This window comes from Pseudomonas sp. CROZ-RG-20F-R04-15, assembly GCF_022662375.1.
Lineage (GTDB): Bacteria > Pseudomonadota > Gammaproteobacteria > Pseudomonadales > Pseudomonadaceae > Aquipseudomonas.
Map to the genome: position 1 here is coordinate 65739 of NZ_JAKNQL010000004.1, position 25409 is coordinate 91147.

Consider the following 25409-nt stretch of genomic DNA (forward strand, 5'->3'; position numbering starts at 1 on the left):
GGGGGTAGAGGGGGAAGGGAGCCGATCTTCATGGGGTTCAAAACTTGAGTTCGACTCGATATCTCACGTCGGCATAAATCGACCATCCACCGCGATCAGTCCCCTCTCCCTCCGGGAGAGGGTTAGGGTGAGGGGCTTTTTATCGTTCGGTTTTCCGAACGCAACCTCCCGATCGATTCGGTAAACCGGATCAGTTACGCCAAAAAAAACCATCACAAAACTTTAATAACGTTATAAATCATAAAGTTAAGAACGTCTCACTGGTATGGCACGACTCATGCTCTACACTCTTTCGACGAATGCCTGTTGCGCCAACACTTCAGGAGCCGTCAGGCATTCGAAGCACAAAAGGGCCGACGAACTGGCTCCATAAAAAAAACAATTCGAGGAAAATTTGATGCGCATCGTTCCCCATATCCTGGGCGCAGCCATTGCGGCCGCTCTGATCAGCACGCCAGTTTTCGCCGCCGAACTCACCGGCACCCTGAAGAAAATCAACGATTCGGGCACCATCACGCTCGCTCACCGCGACAGCTCCATTCCGTTTTCCTACATTGCCGATGCTTCCGGCAAACCAGTGGGCTACTCCCACGACATTCAAGTGGCCATCGTTGAAGCCCTGAAAAAAGACCTGAACAAGCCGGATCTGCAGGTCAAGTACAACCTGGTCACCTCGCAAACCCGTATCCCGCTGATCCAGAACGGCACCGCGGATATCGAGTGCGGCTCCACCACCAACAACGCCGAACGCGCTCAGCAAGTCGACTTCACCGTCAATATCTTCGAAATCGGCACCCGTCTGCTGGTCAAGAAAGACAAGGATGGCAAGCCTTCCTACGCTGACTTTGCCGACCTGAAAGGCAAAAACGTCGTGACCACCGCTGGCACCACGTCCGAGCGCATCATCAAAGCGATGAACGCCGACAAGCAGATGGGCATGAACATCATCTCCGCCAAAGACCACGGCGAATCCTTCAACATGCTGGAAAGCGGCCGTGCCGTTGCCTTCATGATGGACGACGCCCTGCTCGCCGGCGAAGAAGCCAAGGCCAAGAAACCGGCTGACTGGATCATCACCGGTACGCCGCAGTCCTTCGAAGCCTATGCGTGCATGGTTCGTAAAGACGACCCGGCCTTCAAGAAGGCTGTCGATGACGCCATCGTCGCCCTGTACAAGTCTGGCGAGATCAACAAGATCTACAGCAAGTGGTTCGAAAGCCCGGTTCCACCAAAAGGCCTGAACCTGAACTTCCCGATGAGCGACAAGGTAAAAGATCTGATCGCCAACCCGAGCGACAAGCCGGCGCCTGACGTAAAAATCTGATTCCTGACTAACCTTATTGCCTGAGGGGGGCCACTCTCCCTCAGGCGTCTGTTACTACCTGCGGGCTGTACTGTGGAACACTCGACCTGGCGGTTTTCGAGCCGATCGCGTGTGCCTGACGTTCAACGTCAGGCGGGAAAGGATCTTCCCCAAGCGGGTGCTTGTACATCGATCGATCTCGAGGGGAGACCCTAATGAATTACAACTGGGACTGGGGCGTATTCTTCAAGTCCACCGGCGTCGGCAGCGAGACTTATCTCGACTGGTACGTCACCGGTTTGGGCTGGACCATCGCCATCGCCATCGTGGCGTGGATCATCGCCTTGCTGCTGGGCTCCATTCTGGGCGTCATGCGTACGGTGCCGAACCGCATCGTATCGGGCATCGCGACCTGCTACGTCGAGCTGTTCCGTAACGTGCCGCTGCTGGTTCAGCTGTTCATCTGGTACTTTCTGGTGCCCGACCTGCTGCCGCAAAACCTGCAGGACTGGTACAAACAGGACCTCAACCCGACCACCTCGGCTTACCTGAGCGTTGTCGTGTGCCTGGGTCTGTTTACCGCTGCCCGCGTTTGCGAACAAGTGCGTACCGGCATCCAGGCGCTGCCACGCGGCCAGGAATCCGCTGCTCGCGCCATGGGCTTCAAACTGCCGCAGATCTACTGGAACGTGCTGCTGCCCCAGGCCTACCGGATCATCATTCCACCGCTTACCTCGGAATTCCTCAACGTCTTCAAGAACTCCTCCGTGGCGTCCCTGATCGGCCTGATGGAACTGCTGGCGCAAACCAAACAGACCGCCGAATTCTCGGCCAACCTGTTTGAAGCGTTCACCCTGGCCACGCTGATCTACTTCACCCTGAACATGAGCCTGATGTTGCTGATGCGCATGGTCGAGAAGAAAGTCGCGGTGCCCGGCCTGATCTCCGTGGGGGGTAAATAATGGACTTCGATTTCAGCGGCATCATCCCCGCCATTCCGGGCCTGTGGAACGGCATGGTCATGACCTTGCAGTTGATGGTCATGGGCGTGGTCGGCGGCATCGTGCTGGGGACGATTCTGGCGCTGATGCGCCTGTCGTCGAGCAAATTGCTGTCCCGTGTGGCCGGCGCTTATGTGAACTACTTCCGTTCGATCCCGCTGCTGTTGGTGATCACCTGGTTCTACCTGGCGGTACCGTTCGTGCTGCGCTGGATCACCGGTGAAGACACGCCGATCGGTGCATTCACCTCCTGCGTCGTGGCGTTCATGATGTTCGAAGCCGCGTACTTCTGCGAAATCGTCCGCGCCGGTGTGCAGTCGATCCCCAAAGGCCAGATGGCCGCAGCGCAGGCAATGGGCATGACCTATGGCCAGACCATGCGCCTGATCATCCTGCCCCAGGCGTTCCGCAAGATGACCCCGTTGCTGCTGCAACAGTCGATCATCCTGTTTCAGGACACCTCGCTGGTCTACACCGTGGGCCTGGTGGACTTCCTCAACTCCGCCCGCTCCAGCGGCGACATCATCGGTCGTTCCAACGAGTTCCTGATCTTCGCCGGTGTCGTCTACTTCATCATCAGCTTTTCCGCCTCGCTGCTGGTCAAGCGTCTGCAAAAAAGGTTCGCCGTATGATCTCTATCAAAAACATCAACAAGTGGTATGGCGACTTCCAGGTGCTGACTGATTGCAGCACCGAGGTCAAAAAAGGCGAAGTGATCGTGGTCTGCGGCCCGTCGGGTTCCGGCAAATCGACCCTGATCAAATGCGTCAACGCGCTGGAGCCGTTCCAGAAAGGCGACATCGTCGTCGACGGCACCTCGATAGCCGATTCGAAGACCAACCTGCCGAAACTGCGTTCGCGCGTCGGCATGGTGTTCCAGCATTTCGAACTGTTCCCGCACCTGACCATCACCGAAAACCTGACCATCGCGCAGATCAAGGTGTTGGGCCGCAGCAAGGAAGAGGCGACCAAGAAAGGCCTGCAACTGCTCGACCGCGTTGGTTTGTCCGCTCACGCCCACAAGCATCCGGGGCAATTGTCCGGTGGTCAGCAACAGCGTGTGGCGATTGCCCGTGCGCTGGCGATGGACCCGATCGTCATGCTGTTCGACGAACCGACTTCGGCGCTCGACCCGGAGATGGTCAACGAAGTGCTCGACGTGATGGTGCAACTGGCCCATGAAGGCATGACCATGATGTGCGTAACCCACGAAATGGGCTTTGCGCGCAAAGTGGCCGACCGCGTGATTTTCATGGACGCCGGCAAGATCATCGAGGACTGCCCGAAAGAGGAATTCTTCGGCGATATCAGTGCCCGCTCCGAACGCGCGCAGCACTTCCTCGAGAAAATCCTGCAGCACTAAAACCGAGTACTTGCGCCATCACACTGATCCCTGTGGGAGCGAGCTTGCTCGCGAAAGCGGACTGACATTCAACATTGATGTTGACTGATCCGGCCTCTTCGCGAGCAAGCTCGCTCCCACAGGGACAGCGGTGAGCCTGCAAGTGTGGTGGTTGACCCAAGGCAACTGTGATGAAATGCGACCCCAATCTCTATCGCGCCGCGCCGCCATCACTTGCCGTGAAGCCTCGTCTGATTCGCCATCTGTTTCTGCCGCCGCTGGTCATCATCCTGATGATCGGGCTGGGTTACGCCGGCTTCTGGACCAGTGAGCATTTTGGCATTCGCAGCCTCAGTGAAAACGGTCAGCGTCAGCTCGAACTGAACGCCCGCGCGGTCGAAAGCGAAATCAGCAAATACACCTACCTGCCCAGCCTGCTGGAGCTTGAGACGAGTGTCTCGCAACTGCTGGCCGACCCGACCCCGGAACACCGGCGAACCGTCAACGATTACCTCGAAGGCCTGAACCGGCGCAGCCGCAGTCGGGCCATCTACGTCATGGACACCACCGGCCGCGTCATGGCCACCAGCAACTGGCGCGATGTCGACAGTTACCTCGGTGAAGACCTGTCCTTTCGCGCTTATTTCCAGAAAGCCATACGCGGTGAGCCCGGGCGTTTCTACGGCATCGGCAGCACCAACGGCGAACCCGGTTACTACCTCGCCCATGGCCTCGAAGAGCACGGCAAGATCATCGGTGTCGCGGTGGTCAAAGTGCGCATGGAAGCCATGGAAGAACGCTGGCAACGCGCGCGTCTCGAAGCCTTTGTCAGCGATGAGAACGGCATCATCATTCTTTCCAGTGATCCGGCTCGACGCCTCAAGTCAGTGATTCCGCTCACCGACGAAATCAAGGAAAGACTCGCGCGCAGCCTGCAGTACTACTGGTTCCCGCTCAATGAACTGCAACCGCTGGCTCGGGAAACATTGTCGGAAGGCGTGGAAAAACTCACCTTCCCTGCCAACAGCGAAGTGCAGTCCGATGCAGACAACATCAGCTATCTCGCGCAAACCCGGCAATTGAGCGACACACCGTGGAATTTCACCCTGCTCACACCGTTGCAGGACCTGCGCCGCGAAGCGATCAATCAAGGCATTCTCGTCGCGGTCGCATTTGCGCTGGTCGCCTTCCTGTTGATTGCCTGGAACGAGCGGCGCAAGGTCATTGCTACTCGCCTCGCTGCCCGTGAAGCCTTGCAGGAAGCCAATAATCAACTGGAGCGTCGGATTACCGAACGCACCACCGACTTGCGCGCCAGCAACGAACGTTTGAAGAGCCAGATCCGCGAACGTCGTCAGGCCGAAGAGACGTTGCGCCGCGCTCAGGATGAATTGGTGCAGGCCGGCAAACTCGCCGCCATCGGCCAGATGTCGACCAGCATCGCCCACGAATTGAACCAGCCGCTGGCCGCCATGCGCACGCTGTCGGGCAACACCGTACGCTTTCTCGAACGCGGTCAGCTGGATGTGGCCAGCACCAACCTGAAGACCATCAACGAGCTGATCGACCGCATGGGCCGGATCACCGCCAGCCTGCGTTCGTTCGCCCGGCGCGGTGACAACCAGGGCCAGGCCAGCCTCGGCAAAGCCGTGGAGGCAGCACTGCAGTTGCTGGGTGCACGCCTGGAGAGTTCGGCGCTCAACATTCACCGGCAGTTCATTGATGTGCAGGTGCAGATCGACCAGACCCGTCTCGAACAGATACTGGTCAACCTGATCGGCAACGCCCTCGACGCCATGCAGGCGCAACCGCAACCCGAGCTGTGGCTGGAAGGCGAAGAGTTCAACGCCAAATATCGCCTGCGCGTGCGCGACAACGGCCACGGCATCGATGCCGAAGCGCGCAAGCATCTGTTCGAACCGTTTTTTACTACCAAGCCTGGCGAACAAGGCCTGGGCCTTGGTTTGACCCTTTCCGCCAGCCTCGCGGCCGCCACCGGCGGACACCTGGGTGTTGAACACCCGGCCAGCGGTGGCACCACCTTCGTCCTCAGTTTACCGTTGGTAAGCCCTACTCCTGCCGAGCCAATATGAACCACGACCTTAGTGTGCTGATCGTCGAAGACGACCCCCATGTGCTGCTCGGCTGCCAGCAGGCACTGACCCTGGAAGACATTCCCTGCGTCGGCGTCGGCAGTGCCGAGGAAGCGCTGGAACGTGTCGGCGACAACTTTGCCGGTATCGTCATCAGCGATATCCGCCTGCCGGGCATCGATGGCCTGGAACTGTTGACCCGCCTCAAGCAACGCGATCGCAGCCTGCCGGTGGTGTTGATTACCGGCCACGGCGACATTTCCATGGCCGTCGGCGCGATGCAGAAAGGCGCTTACGACTTCATGGAAAAGCCGTTTTCGCCGGAGCGTCTGGTGGATGTCGCACGACGGGCGCTGGAGCAACGCAGTCTGGCTCGCGAAGTGTCGTCGCTGCGCCGGCAACTGGCCGAGCGCGACTCCCTGGAAGGACGGATCATCGGCCGCTCGCCAGCGATGCAGAACCTGCGCGAACTGATCGCCAACGTCGCCGACACCTCGGCCAACGTCTTGATCGAAGGTGAAACCGGCACCGGTAAAGAACTGGTCGCGCGCTGCCTGCACGACTTCAGCCGCCGGCACAGCAAGCAGTTCGTCGCGTTGAACTGCGGCGGCCTGCCGGAGAATCTCTTCGAAAGCGAAATTTTCGGCCATGAAGCCAATGCCTTCACCGGCGCCGGTAAACGCCGGATCGGCAAGATCGAACACGCCGACGGCGGCACGCTGTTCCTCGACGAGGTGGAAAGCATGCCGCTGCCATTGCAGATCAAACTGCTGCGCGTGTTGCAGGAACGCACTCTCGAACGCCTCGGCTCGAACCAGAGCGTGGCGGTCGATTGCCGGGTGATCGCGGCGACCAAATCCGATCTCGACGAATCGAGCAAGGCCGGCGAGTTCCGCAGCGACTTGTACTACCGCCTCAACGTGGTGACGCTGGAATTGCCGCCGCTGCGCGAGCGCCGCGAGGACATCCTGCAACTGTTCGAACACTTCACCCAGCAATCAGCACTGCGCTTCGACCGCGCACTGCCGGAGATGGACAACCAGACCCTGTCGAACCTGATGAGCCACGACTGGCCGGGCAACGTGCGTGAACTGCGCAATGTCGCCGAACGGTTTGCCCTCGGTCTGCCAGCGTTCAAGAAGTCCGGCACCAGCGCAGGCGGCCAAGGCCTGGCGTTTGCCGAAGCGGTGGAAGCCTTCGAGCGCAACCTGCTCGGCGACGCCCTGCAACGCAGCGGTGGCAACCTGACTCAGGCCAGTCTTGAGCTGGGCATGGCCAAGACCACGCTGTTCGACAAAGTGAAAAAGTACGGCCTGAGCCATTAAGCGAGAACGATGTGGATCTGATTTTCAAAGCCCTGTTGGGCGCAGCGGTGGTGGTGATTCTCGCGGCACTGTCGAAGACCAGAAATTACTACATCGCCGGGCTGGTGCCGCTGTTTCCGACGTTTGCGCTGATCGCGCATTACATCGTCGGCAAGGGGCGCTCGATTGAGGATCTGAAGACCACGATCGTGTTCGGGATGTGGTCGATCATTCCGTATTTTGTGTATCTGGCGACGTTGTATGTGATGGTGGATCGATTGCGGTTGGAGGCTTCGCTGGCCGTAGCGGCGGTGGCCTGGTTGATGGCTGCCACTGTTTTGGTGACTGTTTGGGTTCGGCTGCACAGCTGACCCTCACCCCAGCCCTCCCGAAACGTCGGACCGCCCGTAGGGAGAGGGGGCCGACCGAGGTGTCGTTGAAGTTACATCGACCTGAAAAACCGAGTCGATTATGGATTCAGCGAAACACGCTCAGGTCGGCGTATCACTCCAGCATCCCCCATTCAGTCCCCTCTCCCTCTGGGAGAGGGCTAGGGTGAGGGGCTTTTGATCTTCAGTTGACGGTACCGCCCTTGGACTCCGCCATGATCTGTCGAATCGCCCCGACAAACGTCTCCACCGGTTGCCCGCCCGTCACCGCATACTGCCCGTTGAACACCACCGTCGGCACCGAACTCACCCCGCGCTGCAGCCACAGCTGCTCCTCCTCGCGCACCTCATTGGCAAACTCTTCCGACGCCAGAACCGCCTCCGCACGCTGGCGATCCAGCCCGACACTTTCAGCGATCTGCACCAGTTGCTGATGATCCGACGGATTGCCACCATCGCTGAAATAGGCTTTGAACAATGCCTCTTTCAGCGGCAATTGCAGACCTTCAAGCCCCGCCCAATGCAGCAAGCGGTGTGCATCGAAGGTGTTGTAGATGCGGCTGTTGCCGTCGGTGCGGAAAGCAAAACCAAGTTCGGCACCCCGGGCGCGGATCGCTTCGCGGTTCTTCTGCGACTGCTCAGGCGTCGAACCGTATTTCTCCTGAATATGTTCGGCAATGTTCTGCCCGTCGACGCCCATTTTCGGATTCAGCTCGAACGGCTGAAAACGGATCTCGGCCTGCACTTCGTTGCGCAGGATTTCCAACGCTTCGAGCAAGCCATACAAACCAACGACGCACCACGGGCAGGAGACGTCGCTGACAAAGTCGATTTTCAAGGCAGAACTCATCACACACCTCGCGGGGGGAAATCGTGCGGGAAAGTTTGCACGATACACCCCGGCCGGATTTTGTGGTGCCCCCTTCGCGAGCAAGCTCGCTCCCACAGGGGGACGCATTGCAAATGTGGGAGCGAGCCTGCTCGCGAAGGGGCCATCACCACCGCCAACTTTCGGTTACAGCAAATTCCCGCCCACCGCCGGCTCGATCTGCGCCCAGTGCGAAGTGTCTTCACGATGCGCCTGCAGATACGGCAACACCGCCGCCAATAACGGCTCCTTGAACGCCTCCTGAAAACGATGGGCCAATCCCGGAATCAGCTTCAACTGGCTGCCGCGAATGTGCGCTGCCAGATGCACGCCGTGCATCACCGGCAGCAACGGATCCGCCGTGCCATGCACCACCAGCGTCGGCACCCGCAACTGGTTGAGCAACGCCACACGGCTCGGTTCGGCGAGGATCGCCATGATCTGCCGCTTCACGCCTTCCGGGTTGAATGCACGGTCATACGACAGCGCGGCCTGATGCAGCAAGACCTGCCGATCATCGGTGACCGCCGGGCTGCCCAGTGCCGCCAGCAGATCGGCCTGTTGCTCCAGTGCCACCTGACGATTCGGCGCACCGCGTCGCGACAGTAACTGCACCAGCGCCGCACTCGGTGCCGGCAAACCTTCGGCACCGGAACTGGTCATGATCAGCGTCAGACTCTCGACCCGCTGTGGCGCCATCGCCGCCATGTGCTGGGCGATCATTCCGCCCATGCTTGCGCCCAGTACGTGAAATTGCTCGATGTGCAACGCGTCCATCAGACCCAACGCATCATCGGCCATGTCGGTCAGGCTGTACGGCGCCGCCACCGGCAGACCGAGCTTGTAGCGCAACACTTCAAAGGTCAGATTGGCTTCCACCGGCGCCTGACGCCAGGTCGACAGGCCGACGTCGCGGTTGTCGTAGCGAATCACCCGAAAGCCCTGCTGACACAGTGCAACCACCACTTCGTCAGGCCAGTGGATCAGCTGCCCACCCAGACCCATGACCAGCAACAACGCCGGATCCGATGCGCGACCGATGCTCTGGTAAGCAATGCTCACCTGCTGCAGATCAACGTGCTCGGTCGGTACATCCACGTCGCAGCGCGCCGCCGCCCAAGTCGACGGACCGAAAAAAATCGCGGCCAACAAAGCCGCGACAGACAAAAAAACCTTAGCCATGAAAAACACCGAAACGCAGAACCCCAGTAGAGCGCGAGTCTGATGAAGTTTGTACAAGCGCGCTGCCACAGTTCCATGACAGTTTGATGAAGAGTGCCGAGCGGTCAGGCAGGGGGGTGGCAAACAATATCTATATACCGCCAACGTCCTGCGCAATTTGCCTTGAATGACGCGCACCGGAGCGGATCCGCCGCTCCCCTTGCGAGTCATGCCACCATGCCTGATCAGAGCACCCGCGCTTTACCCTCCGCGCCATCACCGACGCTGAAAACATCCACTCGGTTGGCGAAAATCACCGATGACAGCCTCGCCCTGCAAGCATCCAGACGCTGGCAGGACAGCAGCGACGGCTTGCGTGAACTGTATGCAGCCAGCCCTGGGCTGCGCGATAGCCTCAATGAGCTGTTGCAGGAAAAGTTGCAACTTGACGGTGAGAAAACCGCGCTGCGCTTTGCCGCTACCGCCGATCATCCCGAGCACCTTGTCAGCCTCACCGAGGCCTGTGCGTTTGTCCTGCAACAGCCGACGCTGGACGTCACGCTCGACCAGCGCTGCCAGGTCACCGGTCTGGTTGCCGATCACCCACTGTTCGCCTTGAAACCGCTGCAAGTGCTCGAAAAGCTCAAAGCGCTTGATCCGCAGCAGTTCCACGCCACGCGCTGGGCAAGTTTCTGGGAGGCGCGAGCACCGCATACGGCAGTGTCGCGGCGAGAACGCTGCCTGCAGTTCTATCGTGAACACCTGGAAGCCACAGCCGACATGGCGCTCGCCCGTCGCACGATCACCGCGCAACAGCTCAAACCCCTGCAGCAAATCCTCGACAGCGCCTGCGGAGCGCTGCTGCTGGACGGTCAGCCCATTCATACGCAACAGCTGGCGCTGCTGTTGAGCAATGGCAGCAAAGTCAAACTCGCGGGGGCTTGGGTGATCAGCGTGGATGATCCGGCATCTGCCAGTCCTTTGCTCTATTTGCCCAGCCGCTCCGTGCCCGTGCAGTTTTTCAAGACGCGCAAAGAGATGGAAAACTGGCTGTCCCGCCAGGGACTGGTGCCAACCGGCCTGTCTGGTGAACATCTGCGTTTTGCATACACCACGGTCTTTGATCCGGTCGTCAGCGGTTCAAGCGATCTGTTCGCAACTCGACAACAAGCGCAGATCAGCGCGTTGTGCAATACAAACAAAGGCAAGCCCGGGCTGATGGAGCACGGCGCACAATCGCTGGTGCAGGTCGATCAGCTGGATCGCCAGCGCGGCACCGCGAGCATCGTCGCCTCTGCGCCGTCCGTCAGCCATCAACTGTCCACTGTCGAACCCGATCAAAAACCGCTGTTCGGCGGCCTGTCGGCGGGGATTGCGCTGGGTGTACGCCTGGCAGCCATCAAGCGCGAGCGGGAAGCGCTCGACACACTGCTGGAGAACGACCACGACGGAGCACACAAGAAGACCTGCCAGGACGCACTCAACGCCATTGAAGCCGCTGAGCAAGCCTGCGACAAAGCGCTGAACGACTTGCTTTATCAGGTGCAAATATCCGACCTGAGCAGCAGCCACAAAGACTTCACCGCGCTTCATCAGGCGCACAAAGACGGTTTGTACGCCGACGCCAAACTGCAATTGGCGCTGGGCCATCTCGATACCGATCAGCACACACGGCTCACAACCGTGCTGGACAACGCCGGCGCCAACCAGACAAATGCTGACGTGAGCGTGGCCAGCCTCACCCTGTCGATGACCGAAACGGTTGGTGGAACCACTGCCGTACAAACCGAAAAACTCAAGGGAGCCTTTGTCATCACGCAGCCAGGCGCCTTGGCAGACCGCGACTCGACAGACAGTCTGCTGCTCTACTGGCCAGGCAGCGGCGGCGGTTTGCAGGCGTTCGCCAACCGTCGGCGGCTGGAGCGCGAGGCGTTCATGATTGAGGACCACACGCCCGAACTGACCCTGCAACTGAACACGATGACCACGGACCCGTTGCATGCCGGTCTGGATGAACTGCTCGACGATTACAAGTCAAAAGCCACCCCGCTCAGCGGCAAAGCCGAGCAGGCCGACGCGCTGGAAATCCTCCGCGAAAACAGCTGTGCTGCTTTGCAGGTGCCGGTACACGCCGCCAGAAGCCTGGCGTTTGCCCATGTGCTGGAACAGGATCGCAGTGCCACGCTCGCCGAGCATCTGCCGGACTGGCTGATCAACCTCAACAGTGGTGAACGCAGCGCGCTGAAAAAAAACCTCGAGGCGTACATCGCGGCGATGCGCAAGAGCCACCAGCTCATGACCCTTGCGCTGGAGCCGCGTGACGACTTTACCCGCAAGCACCTGTACGCGCGGCTGCGCAAGGATTTCTCCCTCGAGGGCGATTTTTCGGTAGAAGTCGAGCTGCCCGATTCGACCCGTACGGAACCCCATTATGAATCCGGCCCCGGCGGCCATCGAAAAACCACGGTCATCGTGCCCGGCGCGACGCGCAGCAAAATGCCGCTCGAAGATCTCGCTCAACTCAACATCGACAATGTCCAATCAGTGCTCAATGACTCACTGTCGCAACGCTTGATTTTCCTGCGAACGGAGGTCCGCGCAACTCACAAGACAGATCGCAGCCGCCTGCTTAACGGCATCAATCTGACCTATTTGCGCAAAGCGCTGCCGGAACTGGACTTGCCCAAGGTCTATGAGCAGAAAATCCGCGACGCCTTCATCGGCACTACGACCGAGCCAGTGTTCGTCAAGGAGCATCGCCGGGAAAGCCTGATTGAGCCCTGGCGCCTGATGCTCACGATCCAGGCTGAAAGCGCACGCCGGCGCAAGCACATCAGCAACGAGGAGGCCGCGACGCTGAACACCGCCATCGCGGCCAGCACTGCGCAAGCGTGGAATGTCGACGGCAAGCGCATCGCGCTGCTGCCAGTGTCCCTGAAAGTGGGCGGCAAAGACACGCCGCGTGAAGGCCCCGTCACGCTGTCGGGAGTGACGTTCATCGAAGAACAGGTCAGCGGGGTGACCCTGCTGTATCTGCCCGAAAGCCCCGACGAGCAGTTTTTGCGCCGCTACGACAACCTCGAAGCCGCGCGCAAAGGCCTGTTCAGGTTATGCACGAGCGACAAATGGGTGACTTGGCTGGCCGGCCGAACCCTGCACGGTAACGTCAAGGCGCATGTGGGGCGGATCCATCAGGCCGTGGCAAAGAACTTCGATGCCCTCATCGAAATTGGTGAGCGCTGGCCACAAACCACCTCCCTGGCCGCGCATCTACTCGACGCGCACATGGGCCGTTTGGTTGAGGCCCATCGCGGCAGCTCGCGCTCCAATGACGAGTTGTTCTTCGAGCGCCATGCATTGAAGGGTCCGCGCGCCTTCAACTACATCTTGATGGCGATCGGCATGGTGCCCTTCGTCGGCACTGCGCTGGCCCTTTATCAAGCCTGGACGGCGGCCAATCAGGCGACGGCCGCGTTCTTGCGCGGCGAGGTGGGCGATGGTCTGGCGGAAATCGAATCGATGTTGCTGTCGTTGATCGACGCCCTGATGGATGTGCTTCCGGGTGAAGCCATCGCCTCGACGCTGTCGCGGACCAGCCGCGCGCTGACCCGGACGCGTCAGCTTAATCAACTGATTGGCAATGTGGCCACCCTGCAGGGCAAAACCCGGCGGCAGGCCAGACACGTATTGGCACGCTTCGCCGATTACGACTATGAAAAGCCGCTTTCCCTGTCGAGCGTACAGCCCGCGACTCATGGTCTCTACCGCAATATCTACCGGCATGCCGACGGCGATTTCATCGAACGCCAGGGACGTCTTTACCAGGTGGAACTCAGCAACGATTCACGCAGTTGGCGGTTGTCCGGCAACTCGCGCAAAACCTACAAACAGCCGATTGCCCTGGATGAAAGCGGACACTGGGACACCTGGTTTGGGGTCTACGGCACCACGCTCGAAGGCGGTGCGCTGGGCGGTGGCAATGTCGCCGGACACCTGGCCGATGTCCTTGACCCTTACTGGCCACCGGTCATTCGGCAACGCTTGCCGCGCTGGTGGGCCGACCGCGCATTTCGCCGTCAACTGCAATTGACCGATGAGTCCGAACGCCTTACCGATCTGGCCGACGCAAGAATCCCGCTAAGCAAGAAAGCCATCGACAGTTACGAAGATGCCAGCCTTGCCGACCGCCACGCATTGCGGGCGGCCTCCGAAGCCGCCTGCCTCGAAGATATCCGTCTGGAGAGCCGGCGCTATGAGGTTCTGGAAGAACTGAGGCCGCTGACACAGAAAAAAAAGCGTCAATCCGTTAAGGACAGTCAGAGTGAGGTCGCGATGAAACTGACCGAACGATACTGGCAGCGCGCTTCACATGTTTCCGACAGCATTGTTCCGGTGACGGACCGCATTAACGAGTTGAGCACGACGTTGAACGCCTTGCCGAGCCAAGCGTTGCCAGAGCGTTTGAGGATGCTGGAAGAGGTCCGCGTGCTGCGGGTCGAATACCTGAAAAAGCTCGATCAGCAGCAGGAAGTCAAAGCGCTTGCCAACCATTGGTATGCGCGGGTCAGTATAAAAGCCGACAAGACCCATCTCGTCGAGTTTGTCGAAGAAATGAACACCCTGTACAGCGATGCCAATCTGCTCTACGTGCGAGCAACCCAACGCTTGGAAGCCGTCAAGAATCACGCCCATCACAGAGAGGTTTCCTGGTTTTATCTGCTGCAACGAGCGTCCAGACTTCGCGCCGATGTGTACCGCGCGGTGGAAACGCAGTATGACCTGCCGAAAATCATCACCACGCCGGCACAACGCAGTCAGATTCTGCAGAACTGCGCCGATCTGTACACCCGCTTTCGTCTGCAAATGAAAGTCTGGACGGCCAGCTATCCACAGCATTTCCATATGGATATGGTTGAACCGTTGCTCAACGATCTGGAGAAAATGACCAGCCGTGCCCTCGCCGAAGTGAAGACACCGAGCAAAGCGAAAACCTCAGGCGAGGCAGCTCAACGGGTGTTCACGACCACGGATGACAATCTGTTGTACGGCGTTGAAAAATGGGATTCAAAGACGCAAAGACGCCTGTATGAGCGCAGACTTCGCGAGGGCATCGTCGAAATCTGGGAAGAAGGCGCCGATGGCAAGGCTCGCCTGCTCACCCCGGGCAATGCTGAAACGCCGGCAACCACGCCAACGGCGCTTGCCGATCTGGTGACAGACGCACAACAGCGTCTGGACGCTCAAGTGACTTACCGCGCAACGGTTGAGAGCAACGCCGACCGGGGCATGCTGCCCGTCGATCTGCAACACATGATGGACAGCCAGGCCGCAGAGCTCAACACTCGGGCCGATCGCATCGCGGCGGTATCGGCCGAGCACCCGATCATCGTGCAATTGCGTGACAAGGCTGACGACTTGATCGCTGCCGGGCGTACCCTGCGCACGCAACGTACGATGAGCGTGGCAAAGCCTACCGACGGCATGCTCGATGACCTCATCGCCCAGAACGCTGTGGAAATCCGCAAACCCCGTCCGATCAAACAGCTCGGCAAGCGCCATGGCGAAAACGACTACATGCAGGAATATGAAATCTGGGACATCACCGCAGCACCGGCCCGGCTGCTGTGGTACGCCCACTTCCACTACTCCAGCGCAGCGCCGGTATTCAGGCAATTCGAGAAAGCGCACTTGAAACTGCCGGCGCATCGATATCTGACCCATGCCGATAAAGCCGATCTGCCGTACTCCGATATCGGGCCGCGTTCGATTGTTCTGGGGCATTTCGAGGGACTCTGAATCCACATCACACAAACACCCGGCACGGCTGGCAGATCTGCCAGCCGCACCGCACCTTTCAGAACGAGCGGGAGAGTCGCCGGGCGCTCGACCAAGCTGTCTGATGCCGGGCTAATATCGACAGCCCGACCAACATGAGACAAACTCAACGCCTATGCATTGATCACAAGTTTTCCTCATGGAGTCCCGCAGTGCTTGAAATCCGTCACCTGAAAACCCTGCATGCCCTGCGCGAAGCCGACAGTCTGGTGGACGCCGCCGATCGCTTGCACCTGACGCAATCAGCGCTGTCGCACCAGTTCAAGGAGCTCGAGGAACGCCTGGGCATGGCCTTGTTCGTGCGCAAGACCAAACCGGTGCGTTTCACCAGCGCCGGTTTGCGTCTGCTGCAACTGGCTGACGCAACCCTGCCGCTGCTGCGCGCTGCCGAGCGCGATATCGGTCGTCTGGCCGGTGGCACCGCCGGGCGTCTGCACATGGCCATCGAATGCCACAGCTGCTTTCAGTGGCTGATGCCGACCATCGACCAGTTCCGCGATGCCTGGCCGGAAGTCGAACTCGACCTCGCCTCGGGTTTCTCGTTTGCGCCGCTGCCGGCGCTGGCCCGTGGCGATCTGGATCTGGTGGTGACGTCCGACCCGCTGGAAATCGCCGGCATCACTTATGTGCCGCTGTTCACCTACGAAGCGATGCTCGCCGTGGCCAACCAGCACGCACTGGCCAGCAAACCGTACATTGTCCCGGAAGACCTGCTGACGGAAACGCTGATCACCTACCCGGTGGAACGCGATCGCCTCGACATCTTCACGCGTTTTCTCGAACCTGCCGACATCGAACCGGCCCAGGTGCGCACCTCGGAACTGACGGTGATGATGATGCAACTGGTCGCCAGCGGCCGCGGCGTCTGCGGCATGCCGCACTGGGCGCTGCACGAATACAGCTCGCGCGGCTACGTGAAGGGCAAACGGCTGGGGGAAAAAGGCTTGTTCGCGACGTTGTACGCGGCGATCCGCACCGACATGCTCGATGCACCGTACATGCGCGATTTCCTGCTGACGGCCAAGGACACCTCGTTTTCGACCCTGGACGGTGTCAGCGCCGTGCGCTGATTCAAGTACAGCGCGACCTCTGTGGGAGCGAGCCTGCTCGCGAATGCAATCGGTCAGTTGCCAACATTGCTGACTGACACATCGCTTTCGCGAGCAGGCTCGCTCCCACAGGGATCAGGGTGATATCAGATCTCGCGCCACATGTGGATCTTGTCGAAATAATCTTCGTCCACCCGCACCGCCAGCGGTTCGAGGCCGAACTGGATAAAGCCGCAGCGCTGATAAAGCTTGAGTGCGGCGTCATTGCCAGCCGTGACGGTCAACTGGATGAGTTTTAACGCCGGGTGGATCTGCGCTTCGGCAATGGCCGCTTGCACCAGTTCGAAGCCCAGACCGTGCTGGCGAAAATCCGCCGAAACGTACATACCGAACAGCGTCGCCTTATGGCGGGCCTTCTCGCGTGGCTCGAAAGCCAGGCCGACGATGCCGGCCAACGTGCCTGCTTCGAACGCGCCAAGCACCACATCGAGTGTGCTGGTCAGGCGCCCTTCCCACCAGCTCAATGGCATCACCGCGCGTTCACGGACGCTGGAGGTGAACGCCTGCGGATGACGGTCGTAGGCTTCGAGCATCAGTTCCCGGTAAGCCAGGGCATGCGTGGCGTCCAGCCGTTCGATCCACATGTTCAAGCCGTCCTGCGTTGTTCAAGCATCAGGCGCACGGCCAGACCCGTCAGCACAAATCCCATGCAATAACGCTGCAGCATCAGCCACGTCGGGTTGCGCACGAACCACGACGCGATGCCCGCCGCGAACAGCGCGATCAGCAAATTGACGCAGAAACTGACGCTGATCTGGGTCAGGCCGAGAACGATGCTTTGGCTGAACACCGAGCCGTGTTCCGGGGTAATGAACTGCGGAAAAACAGACAGATAAAACACGGCGATTTTCGGATTCAGGGCGCTGGTGAGAAAGCCCATGGTGATCAGTTTTCGCGAGGAATCGGCAGGCAATTGCTGCGCCTCGAAGGGCGAGCGCGCACCCGGCTTCAGCGCTTGCCAGGCCAGCCACAGCAGGTACAGCGCGCCGGCCCATTTCAATACTTCGTAAGCCATTGGCACCGCCAGGAACACGGCGGTCAAACCGGCTGCCGCCGCAAACAGATGCACAAAGAACCCCGCCACCACGCCGAGCAACGACGTGACCCCGGCCTTGCGTCCCTGACAGATCGAACGCGAGATCAGATAGATCATGTTCGGCCCCGGTGTCAGCACCATCAACAAGGCAGCGGCAGCGAAGATCAGCAAGTCTTGCAGCGGGATCATGGCAAAGTCCTTTGCGTGGATGATCAGGCGATGGCCGTCAATGACTGGCGATAAAACGGCAGGATCAGGTCGCGTGTCAATGGCGCCAGCTCGACGACTGGATCAGTGGCAGGATCGGCCCAGATCACCTCTTCGATTTCCGCTGCCGGCATGACTTCAGTATCGATCGTCAGTTGAAAGATCTGCGCCTGAACGACAAACCCCGGTTCGTTGGCGGCAGGCGCCGAGAACTGCCCGAGAAATGCAGCCTGCACCGGGTCGATCTGCAAGCCCAATTCCTCCTCCAGCTCACGGGCCAACGCGTGTACCGGCAACTCGTGCGCTTCGATCTTGCCGCCCGGTTGCATGAACGCCGTCGTGCCACGCTTGCGCACCAACAGAGTCTGGCCTGCGGGATTGAGCACCAGCGCGGCGGCTATACGAATGGTCTGGGAAGGCGTCGGCATGCAAGGTGTCCTTTGGCGCAAAAGCGCCAAGGATCACATGCCGGTCAACGGTGTGCCAAGCCGCAAGGCTCAGCTCGCTTCCTGAAAGTCCATCTCCGGCGGCTGCCGGCGAAAGCCACCGGTGAGCACCGCCAGATACACCACGCCGATTGCCAGCCAGCTCAGGCCCAGATACACCGCCAGATGATCGAGGCTGACCATCAGCCACAAATCCGCGACCAGACCAATGAACGGGAAGAGCAAAAACAGCACCAGTTCACGCAGGCCCCTTTTCTCGCCGCCGATCCAGTAATGAAAGATCACCGACAGGTTGACCAGGCTGAACGCCAGAAATGCGCCGAAGTTGATGAACGAAGTCGAGGTCGTCACGTCGAGTTTCAGCGCCAGCAACGCCACCACGGCGCAGAGCAGGATGCTGTTGACCGGGGTGCCGAAGCGCGCGTGCAAGGTGCCGAAGAATGATTTCGGCAATACACCGTCACGGCCCATGGCAAACAACAGGCGCGAACCACTGGCCTGTGCCGACAGCCCCGAAGCGAACTGGCCGACAATCAAACCGATCAGAAAGATCGACACAAACAGATCACCGCCGATGTTGCGCGCAATTTCATAGGCGGCCGAGTCGACACTGTCGAACTGCAATGACGGGTGCGCGATCTGCACGAAGTACGACACGCCGACGAAGATCAGTCCGCCGATCAAGGTGATCAACATGATCGCTCGCGGAATGGTGCGGCGGGGGTCGCGGGTTTCTTCGGTCAGGGTGCTGACCGCGTCGAAGCCGAGGAACGAATAGCAGGCAATTGCTGCGCCGCTCATGATCAACGGCATCTGCATGTCGCCGTTGAAAAACGGTTTGATCGACCACAGCGGCGTACTCGCATCGCCACCGATGTAATGCACGCACAGCGCGACGAAGGCGATCAACACCAGAAACTGCACGAGCATCAGCAAGGCGTTGATGCCGTTGGCCAGTTTCAGACCAATGATGTTGATCGCGCTGGTGATGCCGATAAACGCCAGCACCCAGATCCATTGCGGGATCGACGGGAATGCCGAGGCCAGATAAGCCGCACCGATCAGCCAGATCGCCATCGGCAGAAACAGGTAATCGAGCAGCACCGCCCAACCGGCGATGAAACCGAGCTTGGGGCTGATCGCCTTGCGCACGTAGCTGTAGGCGGAACCGGCGACCGGGAATGCGGCGGCCATGCGCCCGTAGCTCATCGCGGTAAAGAACATCGCGATCAGTGCCGCCAGATACGCGGCGGGGACCATGCCGGCGGTGGACTGGGCGAGGATGCCAAAGGTGCCGAGGACGATGATCGGTGTCATGTAGGCGATGCCGAACAGCACCACCGCCCCTAATGAAAGGGTGCGTTGCAAACGAGCCATGGGCGACTTACTCCGAATTATTGGTTTTATGGCAGAGCCGGGTTCGGCGAATGTTTTCGGGTGTGGCTGATCGTTCCCACGCTCTGCGTGGGAATGCCTCAATGGACGCTCTGCGTCCGCTCTTGGGACGCGGAGCGTCCCGGGCTGCATTCCCACGCAGAGCGTGGGAACGATCGGGTAAATCCTGAGTGCGACTCGGTATTGCAGGTCGGCGTACCTCGAACAATCAACACGGTCAGTCCCCTCTCCCACTGGGAGAGGGCTAGGGTGAGGGCAGCGGTCAACGGCGTGGAATCAACAACTCGCGAACACCATCGCCAAGCTCCACCACCTCCCCCGGCAACTTCAACCGCTGATCATCCAGATAGCGGTAATCCCTGCGCGCAATCTCCAGTCGGTCGAAATCCAGCTCAACGCGGAACGTCCCTTCTTCCCGCCCGGCCTCGAACAGCAGCGAGCCCAGCGGATCGACCAGCGCGCTGCCACCGGCAAACATCAAACCGTCATCCCCCGCTTCCACGCGGTTGACCATCAGCGCAAATGCCTGATTCTCCTGGGCACGGGCCATGATCGCGGTGCGGTGAGTCGGTGCGTACGGGTCCATGTTGCCGTTGGTCACGATCAACAGTTCGGCACCGAGTTGCGCCAGGGCACGGGCCGACTCTGGAAATTCGATGTCGTAGCAGATCAGCAAGCCAACGCGCACACCGTTCCACACGCACGTGGCGTAACGGTCGCCGGCCTCGAATACGCCGCGATCCGACGCCCACAAATGCGTCTTGCGGTATTTCAGGGCGATGCCTTCAGGGGTGATCAACAGCGTGGTGTTGTAGAAGCGACCGTGGTCGTTCTCGGCCATACCGATCACCACCGCGATATTGCGCTGGCGCGCCGCCGCCAGCACCGCGCTGACCGTCGGGCCATCAAGCGGTTCGGCGGTTTGTGCGACGGTCTCGGCAGTCGGGAAGCCCATCAGATGGGTTTCCGGGAACACGATCAGTTGCGTGTCGGCAGCGCACGCGGCAATCGCCGCCAAAGCGCGTTCGAGGTTGTACGCCGTGGCATTGTCACGGCCCGCCAATTGGGCGAGTTCGACTTTCATGGGCATTCCTTGTGATGAGCGTCGGGCGCTGAAAGATTGCCCGGTGGCTGTCTGTGGGCCAGTATGCGCAGCAAGCAGCCGGCCAGGGAATCACGCGGCCGGGGTAACCCGATAGGGGTAGATCGATGACACTTTCGTTTGACGACATCACCTGGCACCGCGCCGTCGGGCAACTGATCGATGCGCTCGACAAGCCGAATTTCTGGGCGCAACTGGTGCGTTTGCTCGATCAGTACGTGCCGTTCGATAGTTGGGTGGCGCTGCTGTTCAGCGCCGATCAACACCCGCAGGTCTTCGCCGAATGCCCCGGCGAAGACGGCAGTCCCGATCAGTTGTTTCAGGATTATCTGCGCGGCCTGTATCGGCTCGACCCGTTCTACATCGCCTGCCGCGAGCAGTCGCGCACCGGTTTGTATCGCCTTTCCGAGGTGGCGCCGGAGCATTTCGAACTGACCGAGTATTACCAGCGATACTTTCGTCTGAATGTCGTGGCCGACGAAATCCAGTTCAATTGTCAGCTCGAAGGCGATCGTACGCTGTGCCTGTCGCTGGGCAGCAAGCAGCGTTTCAGCAACGAGCAGATTGCCCTGTTGTCGCTGATCCAGCCTTGGGTACTCGGCCTTTTGCGCCAGCGGCTACCCTATGAAATCAACGAAACCGTGGCCCTCGCCGTCGCACCCGCACAAGCAGACTGGCGCGTGCAACTGGAAGCCTCGGTACAACAACTCAAGGGCGCGCAACTAACGGCCCGCGAACTGGATGTCGGGCGCTTGATGCTCAGCGGTTGTTCCAGTAAAGAAATCGCCCGTAAGCTGGAAATCTCCGTAGAAACCGTGAAAGTCCATAAGAAACACATGTACAGCAAGCTGGGGATCAAATCCCAGTCCGAGCTGTTTTCGATTTTTCTTCAGGCGCAAAACGCCTGACACAGCGCGACTGATGCTTTTCTGTGGGAGCGAGCTTGCTCGCGAAGAGGCCATCACCTCCAACATTGATGTTGGCTGATCCGCCGCTTTCGCGAGCAAGCTCGCTCCCACACAAATCTGCAGCGCTGATTATTCCGAGTCCGAACCAAGGAAACCGTATGAGCCTGTCACTCCTGAGCCGCTACGCCTTCTTTGCCGTCTGCGTGATTTTCACCCTCGCCAGCCTGCCCTTTCTCGAACATGACTGGCTGTGGCCGATCACCGCCGTCACCGGTGTGCTGAGCCTGATCGGTCTGTTCGACCTGCTGCAAAGCCCGCACGCCGTACGCCGTAACTATCCGATCCTCGGCAACATCCGTTATCTGGTCGAAGGCATCCGCCCGGAGATCCGCCAGTATTTGCTGGAGTCCGACAGCGATGCCCTGCCCTTCTCCCGCGCCCAGCGTTCGCTGGTGTATTCGCGAGCGAAAAACGAAACCGCCGACAAGCCGTTCGGCACGCTGATCGATGTCTATCAATCCGGTTTCGAATTCATCGGCCACTCGATGCGTCCGGCGCCGCTGAGCGACCCGAGCAGTTTCCGCGTCACCGTTGGTGGCCCGCAGTGCAGCCAGCCGTATTCGGCGTCGGTGTTCAACATCTCGGCAATGAGCTTCGGTTCACTCAGCGCCAACGCGATTCGCGCGCTGAATCAGGGCGCCAAACTCGGCAACTTCGCCCACGACACCGGTGAAGGCAGCATCAGCCCGTATCACCGCGAACATGGCGGCGACCTGACCTGGGAACTGGGCAGTGGCTATTTTGGGTGCCGCACCAGCGACGGCCGTTTCGACCCGGAACGCTTCGCCACCCAGGCACAGAACCCGCAAGTGCGGATGATCGAAATCAAGATGAGCCAGGGCGCCAAACCCGGCCACGGCGGCATCCTGCCCAAACACAAAGTCACCCGGGAAATCGCTGAAACACGGGGCATCATGATGGGCGAAGACTGCGTGTCGCCGTCACGCCACAGCGCGTTTTCCACGCCGATCGAAATGATGCAGTTCATCCAGCAATTGCGCGAACTGTCCGGCGGAAAACCGGTGGGTTTCAAGTTCTGCCTCGGCCATCCGTGGGAATTCATGGGCATCGCCAAAGCCATGCTGGAAACCGGCATCCTTCCGGACTTCATCGTCGTCGACGGCAAGGAAGGTGGTACCGGCGCAGCACCGGTCGAGTTCACCGATCACATCGGTGTGCCGATGCGCGAAGGCCTGCTGTTCGTCCACAACACCCTGGTCGGCCTCAACCTGCGTGACAAGATCAAACTCGGTGCCAGCGGCAAGATCGTCAGCGCCTTCGACATCGCCAGCGTGCTGGCCATCGGCGCCGACTGGGCCAACTCCGCACGCGGCTTCATGTTCGCCATCGGCTGCATCCAGTCGCAGAGCTGCCACACCAACAAATGCCCGACTGGCGTCGCCACCCAGGACACTTTGCGCCAGCGTGCACTGGTGGTGCCGGACAAGGCCCAGCGCGTGTTCAACTTCCACCGCAACACGCTCAAGGCATTGGCGGAAATGTTGGCAGCGGCTGGCCTTGAACATCCGTCGCAACTGTCGGCCAAGCACTTGGTGCGGCGCATGTCGGCGACCGAGATCAAACTGTTCTCGCAGTTGCATGTGTTCCTGAAACCGGGGGAATTGCTGACCGGGGAAGTGAATGGCGAGTTCTATTCGCGGATGTGGCAGATGGCGCGGGCGGACAGTTTCGAGCCTCAGGAAATAGCGGCTGCATAGCGCACCAATGCGCCAGTCTGCGCAACGGACTGGCGCTTTACTCCTGTCGCTCGCGCAACAAGACAAACCGGAAAAAGCAGTAACCCGACAACAGATTGAGCAGCGTGAAAGACGTCACTGTGACCAACCCATGCAGACTCCGCGCATCGGCAATCGAACCGATGCCAAAACTCACCCCGCCCATCACGCCGATAAACAGCAGATAGCCGAACACCGACGTGCTGCGCTCAAAGGTGTAGAGCACGTTCACGTAAAACGAGAACGCTGCTGCCACGCAAAACGCGGCGAAATTGCTCGCGGCCTGAGTCAGACCAACAGCGCTGCACAGGACAAAAAAAATCTGCCAGTGAATCAATCCATCGGCGATGCCGATCACTGTCAATGCGGAGAATCCCTTCATCGCGATTCCTTGCCCATGGCCGTTCATTGGCGAACGTTCAACCTAGGCCATGCTGGGGTAGCGGTCTACTGTCAGAAATTACAGGTGCAGGGTTGAATGCGACGAGTGGTCAGCGCTTCACCACTGCAACGACCGCCCGTGCGGCGGCTCTTGCATGACGATAAAACCGTAATCGCCAATCAGATAAATGCGGTAATACAGACTCTCCACCAGCGCTGGGTAACCCAGATAACCGACGTGGGTCGCGTTGCGCCGCTCACGTTCGGCAACCACGTTGGTGATGCCCATCGAGGGCAGACTCTCGGCCAGCATGTAGTAATCGACATTCAGCAGATAACGCAGTACTGGCAGCTGTCTGAACGATCCCTCGGCACTCGCCAGCCAGCGATCGGAGTAATTGATCGACAGGTAAATGCGCTTGGCTTCACGCAGTGCTCGATGAGCGCCGATGTCGTGACCGAGGCTGTACAGGGCAGCGCTGGCGAAGGCTTTCTGCAGGTTCATAACGCGGCCGTAGGCAAAGGACAGCGACAGCGTCGCCAGCAGCGGGATGATCAGCAGCAAGGGCAACAAACGATGATGCGGCGCCAATGCCAGGCGGGCGAGATAGAACAGAAACACCAAGAGGACGCCGAACCCCATCAGCGTGCGCGCACCCTCGTTGAAGTCGCGAAACAGCAAGGTGATGCCCGGCACGAGCAGTACCAGAACCGCGAAAGCGTTCAGGCCGATGATCACAGCGCTTGCGCGCCGCTGCGGCCATGCGAGTCGTGCCAGTCCCCAGAGCGCAAGAAGCACCAGAGCGGCAAACACCCACAGATATCCACCGTGAAACAGCAGCGCGGTTTTTTCCACGACCCGCCCCATGTTGATGCCGATCTGCAAGAAGGGATGCCCTGCCCGGTCGAGCAGCTCCGCTTGCCGGGAAAACGCCATGAACGGGTACGCGGTGACCGCATAGATCGCAAAGCCCAGACCCAGTTGCGCAAACTTGCCGCCGAGGCAGTGCCAGACCTCCATCCACGCGACGCGCCGATGCACCGCCCTGAGCAACTCCACACAACACAAGCCGAGAAACACGTTGATGCTGATCTGGTACAGCCCGATGCCCAGGGCAATCAATGCCGCCGGAACCAGCCAGCGCTGCACCTGCGTCGAACCGTGAAAGGTGACCGCGTAGATCATCGCCACCAGACTCAAGGCCATGTTCGGCCCGTCGTATTGATAGGACAAATTCTGCAGCAGGAACGGGTTGTACCAGAGCGGCAGTGGCACCAGACAACAGGCCAGAGTCGGTTCGGGGAAGTAGTGAAATGTCAGTCGTGTCAGCGCCAGGCTCATCGCCACAGTGGCGAGCAACAGCGGCAACGGGAAGATATCCGGCGCAGCGCCGCTGAAGGTCAACGCTTGATACAGCCAGTCGGCAAACAGCCGCCCGTAACCGGCCCAGGCATTACCGGCGGCCAGTGTCCGCCAGTTGTCATCGATGTAGCGAAAGTCGGCGAGGATCAACGGCAGAACGTATAACCCGCTCGCCAGCACAAAGAACCACAGGACCTGGCGGCGGCCGAGTTCGCGCACGACAAAATCGCTGATCCTCATCGCTGCGCCTCTATTCACTGCCGCGCCAAGTGATACTGATTTGAACCTCAGCGCCGGGTTTGTATCGTTGTTTCAGACCGGCGGTCGGGCTGCAATAGCGCCCACAAAAAAGCCCCGAATCTCGCGACTG

General features: G+C 59.8%; 20 protein-coding genes. 11 read left to right on the forward strand and 9 right to left on the reverse strand.

Features of this window, described 5'->3' with window-relative positions:
* Window positions 1-397 precede the first annotated feature (397 nt).
* The 7 genes from L8H52_RS08165 to L8H52_RS08195 all read left to right on the forward strand — a co-directional run bounded on the left by L8H52_RS08165 (window position 398) and on the right by L8H52_RS08195 (window position 7414).
* Window positions 398-1324 carry a glutamate/aspartate ABC transporter substrate-binding protein gene (locus L8H52_RS08165; RefSeq protein ID WP_077574373.1) on the forward strand — a complete coding sequence of 309 codons (927 nt, stop codon included), beginning with the start codon at window positions 398-400 and terminating at the stop codon, window positions 1322-1324.
* 194 nt (window positions 1325-1518) lie between these two features.
* The gene (locus L8H52_RS08170) at window positions 1519-2265 is read left to right on the forward strand and encodes an amino acid ABC transporter permease (protein ID WP_016986630.1); all 747 of its coding nucleotides are present in this window, start codon (window positions 1519-1521) and stop codon (window positions 2263-2265) included.
* Entirely contained in the window at window positions 2265-2936 is a 672-nt protein-coding gene (locus L8H52_RS08175) for an ABC transporter permease subunit (protein ID WP_003227756.1), read from the forward strand. The genes L8H52_RS08170 and L8H52_RS08175 overlap by 1 nt, the downstream gene beginning before the upstream one ends.
* The gene (locus L8H52_RS08180) at window positions 2933-3667 is read left to right on the forward strand and encodes an amino acid ABC transporter ATP-binding protein (protein ID WP_186615352.1); all 735 of its coding nucleotides are present in this window, start codon (window positions 2933-2935) and stop codon (window positions 3665-3667) included. Before L8H52_RS08175 ends, L8H52_RS08180 begins: the two co-directional genes overlap by 4 nt.
* 170 nt (window positions 3668-3837) lie before the next feature.
* Window positions 3838-5739, forward strand: a complete 1902-nt coding sequence (locus L8H52_RS08185) for an ATP-binding protein (RefSeq protein ID WP_242206663.1) — start codon at window positions 3838-3840, stop codon at window positions 5737-5739.
* On the forward strand, window positions 5736-7064 hold the full coding sequence (locus tag L8H52_RS08190; protein WP_277930344.1) for a sigma-54 dependent transcriptional regulator: 1329 nt from the start codon (window positions 5736-5738) through the stop codon (window positions 7062-7064). Before L8H52_RS08185 ends, L8H52_RS08190 begins: the two co-directional genes overlap by 4 nt.
* 20 nt (window positions 7065-7084) lie before the next feature.
* Window positions 7085-7414 (forward strand): GlpM family protein, encoded by a 330-nt coding sequence (locus tag L8H52_RS08195; protein ID WP_242206860.1) that lies wholly within the window; start codon window positions 7085-7087, stop codon window positions 7412-7414.
* Between the two features lie 202 nt (window positions 7415-7616).
* Here the strand turns inward: L8H52_RS08195 and L8H52_RS08200 are convergent, their stop codons facing one another.
* Together L8H52_RS08200 and L8H52_RS08205 are read right to left on the reverse strand one after the other, a co-directional pair.
* Entirely contained in the window at window positions 7617-8282 is a 666-nt protein-coding gene (locus tag L8H52_RS08200) for a DsbA family oxidoreductase (protein WP_242206665.1), read from the reverse strand.
* Window positions 8283-8447: 165 nt separating this feature from the next.
* The gene (locus L8H52_RS08205; protein WP_242206667.1) at window positions 8448-9482 is read right to left on the reverse strand and encodes an alpha/beta hydrolase; all 1035 of its coding nucleotides are present in this window, start codon (window positions 9480-9482) and stop codon (window positions 8448-8450) included.
* Between the two features lie 216 nt (window positions 9483-9698).
* Between L8H52_RS08205 and L8H52_RS08210 the strand changes: the two genes are divergently transcribed.
* Window positions 9699-15257 (forward strand): DUF6543 domain-containing protein, encoded by a 5559-nt coding sequence (locus L8H52_RS08210; RefSeq protein WP_242206669.1) that lies wholly within the window; start codon window positions 9699-9701, stop codon window positions 15255-15257.
* A 191-nt stretch (window positions 15258-15448) separates the two neighbouring features.
* Window positions 15449-16366: a transcriptional regulator MetR gene (gene metR / locus L8H52_RS08215; protein WP_150652343.1), complete on the forward strand. Its 918-nt coding sequence runs from the start codon at window positions 15449-15451 to the stop codon at window positions 16364-16366.
* Between the two features lie 125 nt (window positions 16367-16491).
* Here metR and L8H52_RS08220 read toward each other — a convergent pair whose 3' ends face one another.
* The 5 genes from L8H52_RS08220 to L8H52_RS08240 all read right to left on the reverse strand — a co-directional run bounded on the left by L8H52_RS08220 (window position 16492) and on the right by L8H52_RS08240 (window position 20573).
* The gene (locus L8H52_RS08220; RefSeq protein WP_242206671.1) at window positions 16492-16989 is read right to left on the reverse strand and encodes a GNAT family N-acetyltransferase; all 498 of its coding nucleotides are present in this window, start codon (window positions 16987-16989) and stop codon (window positions 16492-16494) included.
* A 2-nt stretch (window positions 16990-16991) separates the two neighbouring features.
* The gene (locus tag L8H52_RS08225) at window positions 16992-17630 is read right to left on the reverse strand and encodes a LysE family translocator (RefSeq protein WP_242206673.1); all 639 of its coding nucleotides are present in this window, start codon (window positions 17628-17630) and stop codon (window positions 16992-16994) included.
* A 23-nt stretch (window positions 17631-17653) separates the two neighbouring features.
* Window positions 17654-18076: an NUDIX domain-containing protein gene (locus L8H52_RS08230; RefSeq protein WP_242206676.1), complete on the reverse strand. Its 423-nt coding sequence runs from the start codon at window positions 18074-18076 to the stop codon at window positions 17654-17656.
* A gap of 69 nt (window positions 18077-18145) precedes the next feature.
* The gene (locus L8H52_RS08235; protein ID WP_242206679.1) at window positions 18146-19471 is read right to left on the reverse strand and encodes an APC family permease; all 1326 of its coding nucleotides are present in this window, start codon (window positions 19469-19471) and stop codon (window positions 18146-18148) included.
* Between the two features lie 280 nt (window positions 19472-19751).
* Window positions 19752-20573 (reverse strand): carbon-nitrogen hydrolase family protein, encoded by an 822-nt coding sequence (locus L8H52_RS08240; RefSeq protein WP_242206680.1) that lies wholly within the window; start codon window positions 20571-20573, stop codon window positions 19752-19754.
* A gap of 125 nt (window positions 20574-20698) precedes the next feature.
* Here L8H52_RS08240 and L8H52_RS08245 point away from each other — a divergent pair, with 125 nt between their 5' ends.
* Both L8H52_RS08245 and L8H52_RS08250 read left to right on the forward strand, forming a co-directional pair.
* A complete protein-coding gene (locus L8H52_RS08245) occupies window positions 20699-21499 on the forward strand; it encodes a LuxR C-terminal-related transcriptional regulator (protein ID WP_242206682.1) in 801 nt (266 codons plus the stop codon).
* A 158-nt stretch (window positions 21500-21657) separates the two neighbouring features.
* Complete coding sequence (locus L8H52_RS08250) at window positions 21658-23277, forward strand: FMN-binding glutamate synthase family protein (RefSeq protein ID WP_242206684.1); 1620 nt, start codon at window positions 21658-21660, stop codon at window positions 23275-23277.
* A gap of 37 nt (window positions 23278-23314) precedes the next feature.
* On the opposite strand, the gene L8H52_RS08255 is transcribed toward L8H52_RS08250, so the two are convergent.
* Both L8H52_RS08255 and L8H52_RS08260 read right to left on the reverse strand, forming a co-directional pair.
* Window positions 23315-23677, reverse strand: coding sequence for a polysaccharide synthesis protein GtrA (locus tag L8H52_RS08255; RefSeq protein WP_242206686.1), 363 nt, complete (start codon window positions 23675-23677; stop codon window positions 23315-23317).
* Between the two features lie 117 nt (window positions 23678-23794).
* Entirely contained in the window at window positions 23795-25279 is a 1485-nt protein-coding gene (locus tag L8H52_RS08260) for a glucosyltransferase domain-containing protein (RefSeq protein WP_242206687.1), read from the reverse strand.
* Window positions 25280-25409: the final 130 nt, after the last annotated feature.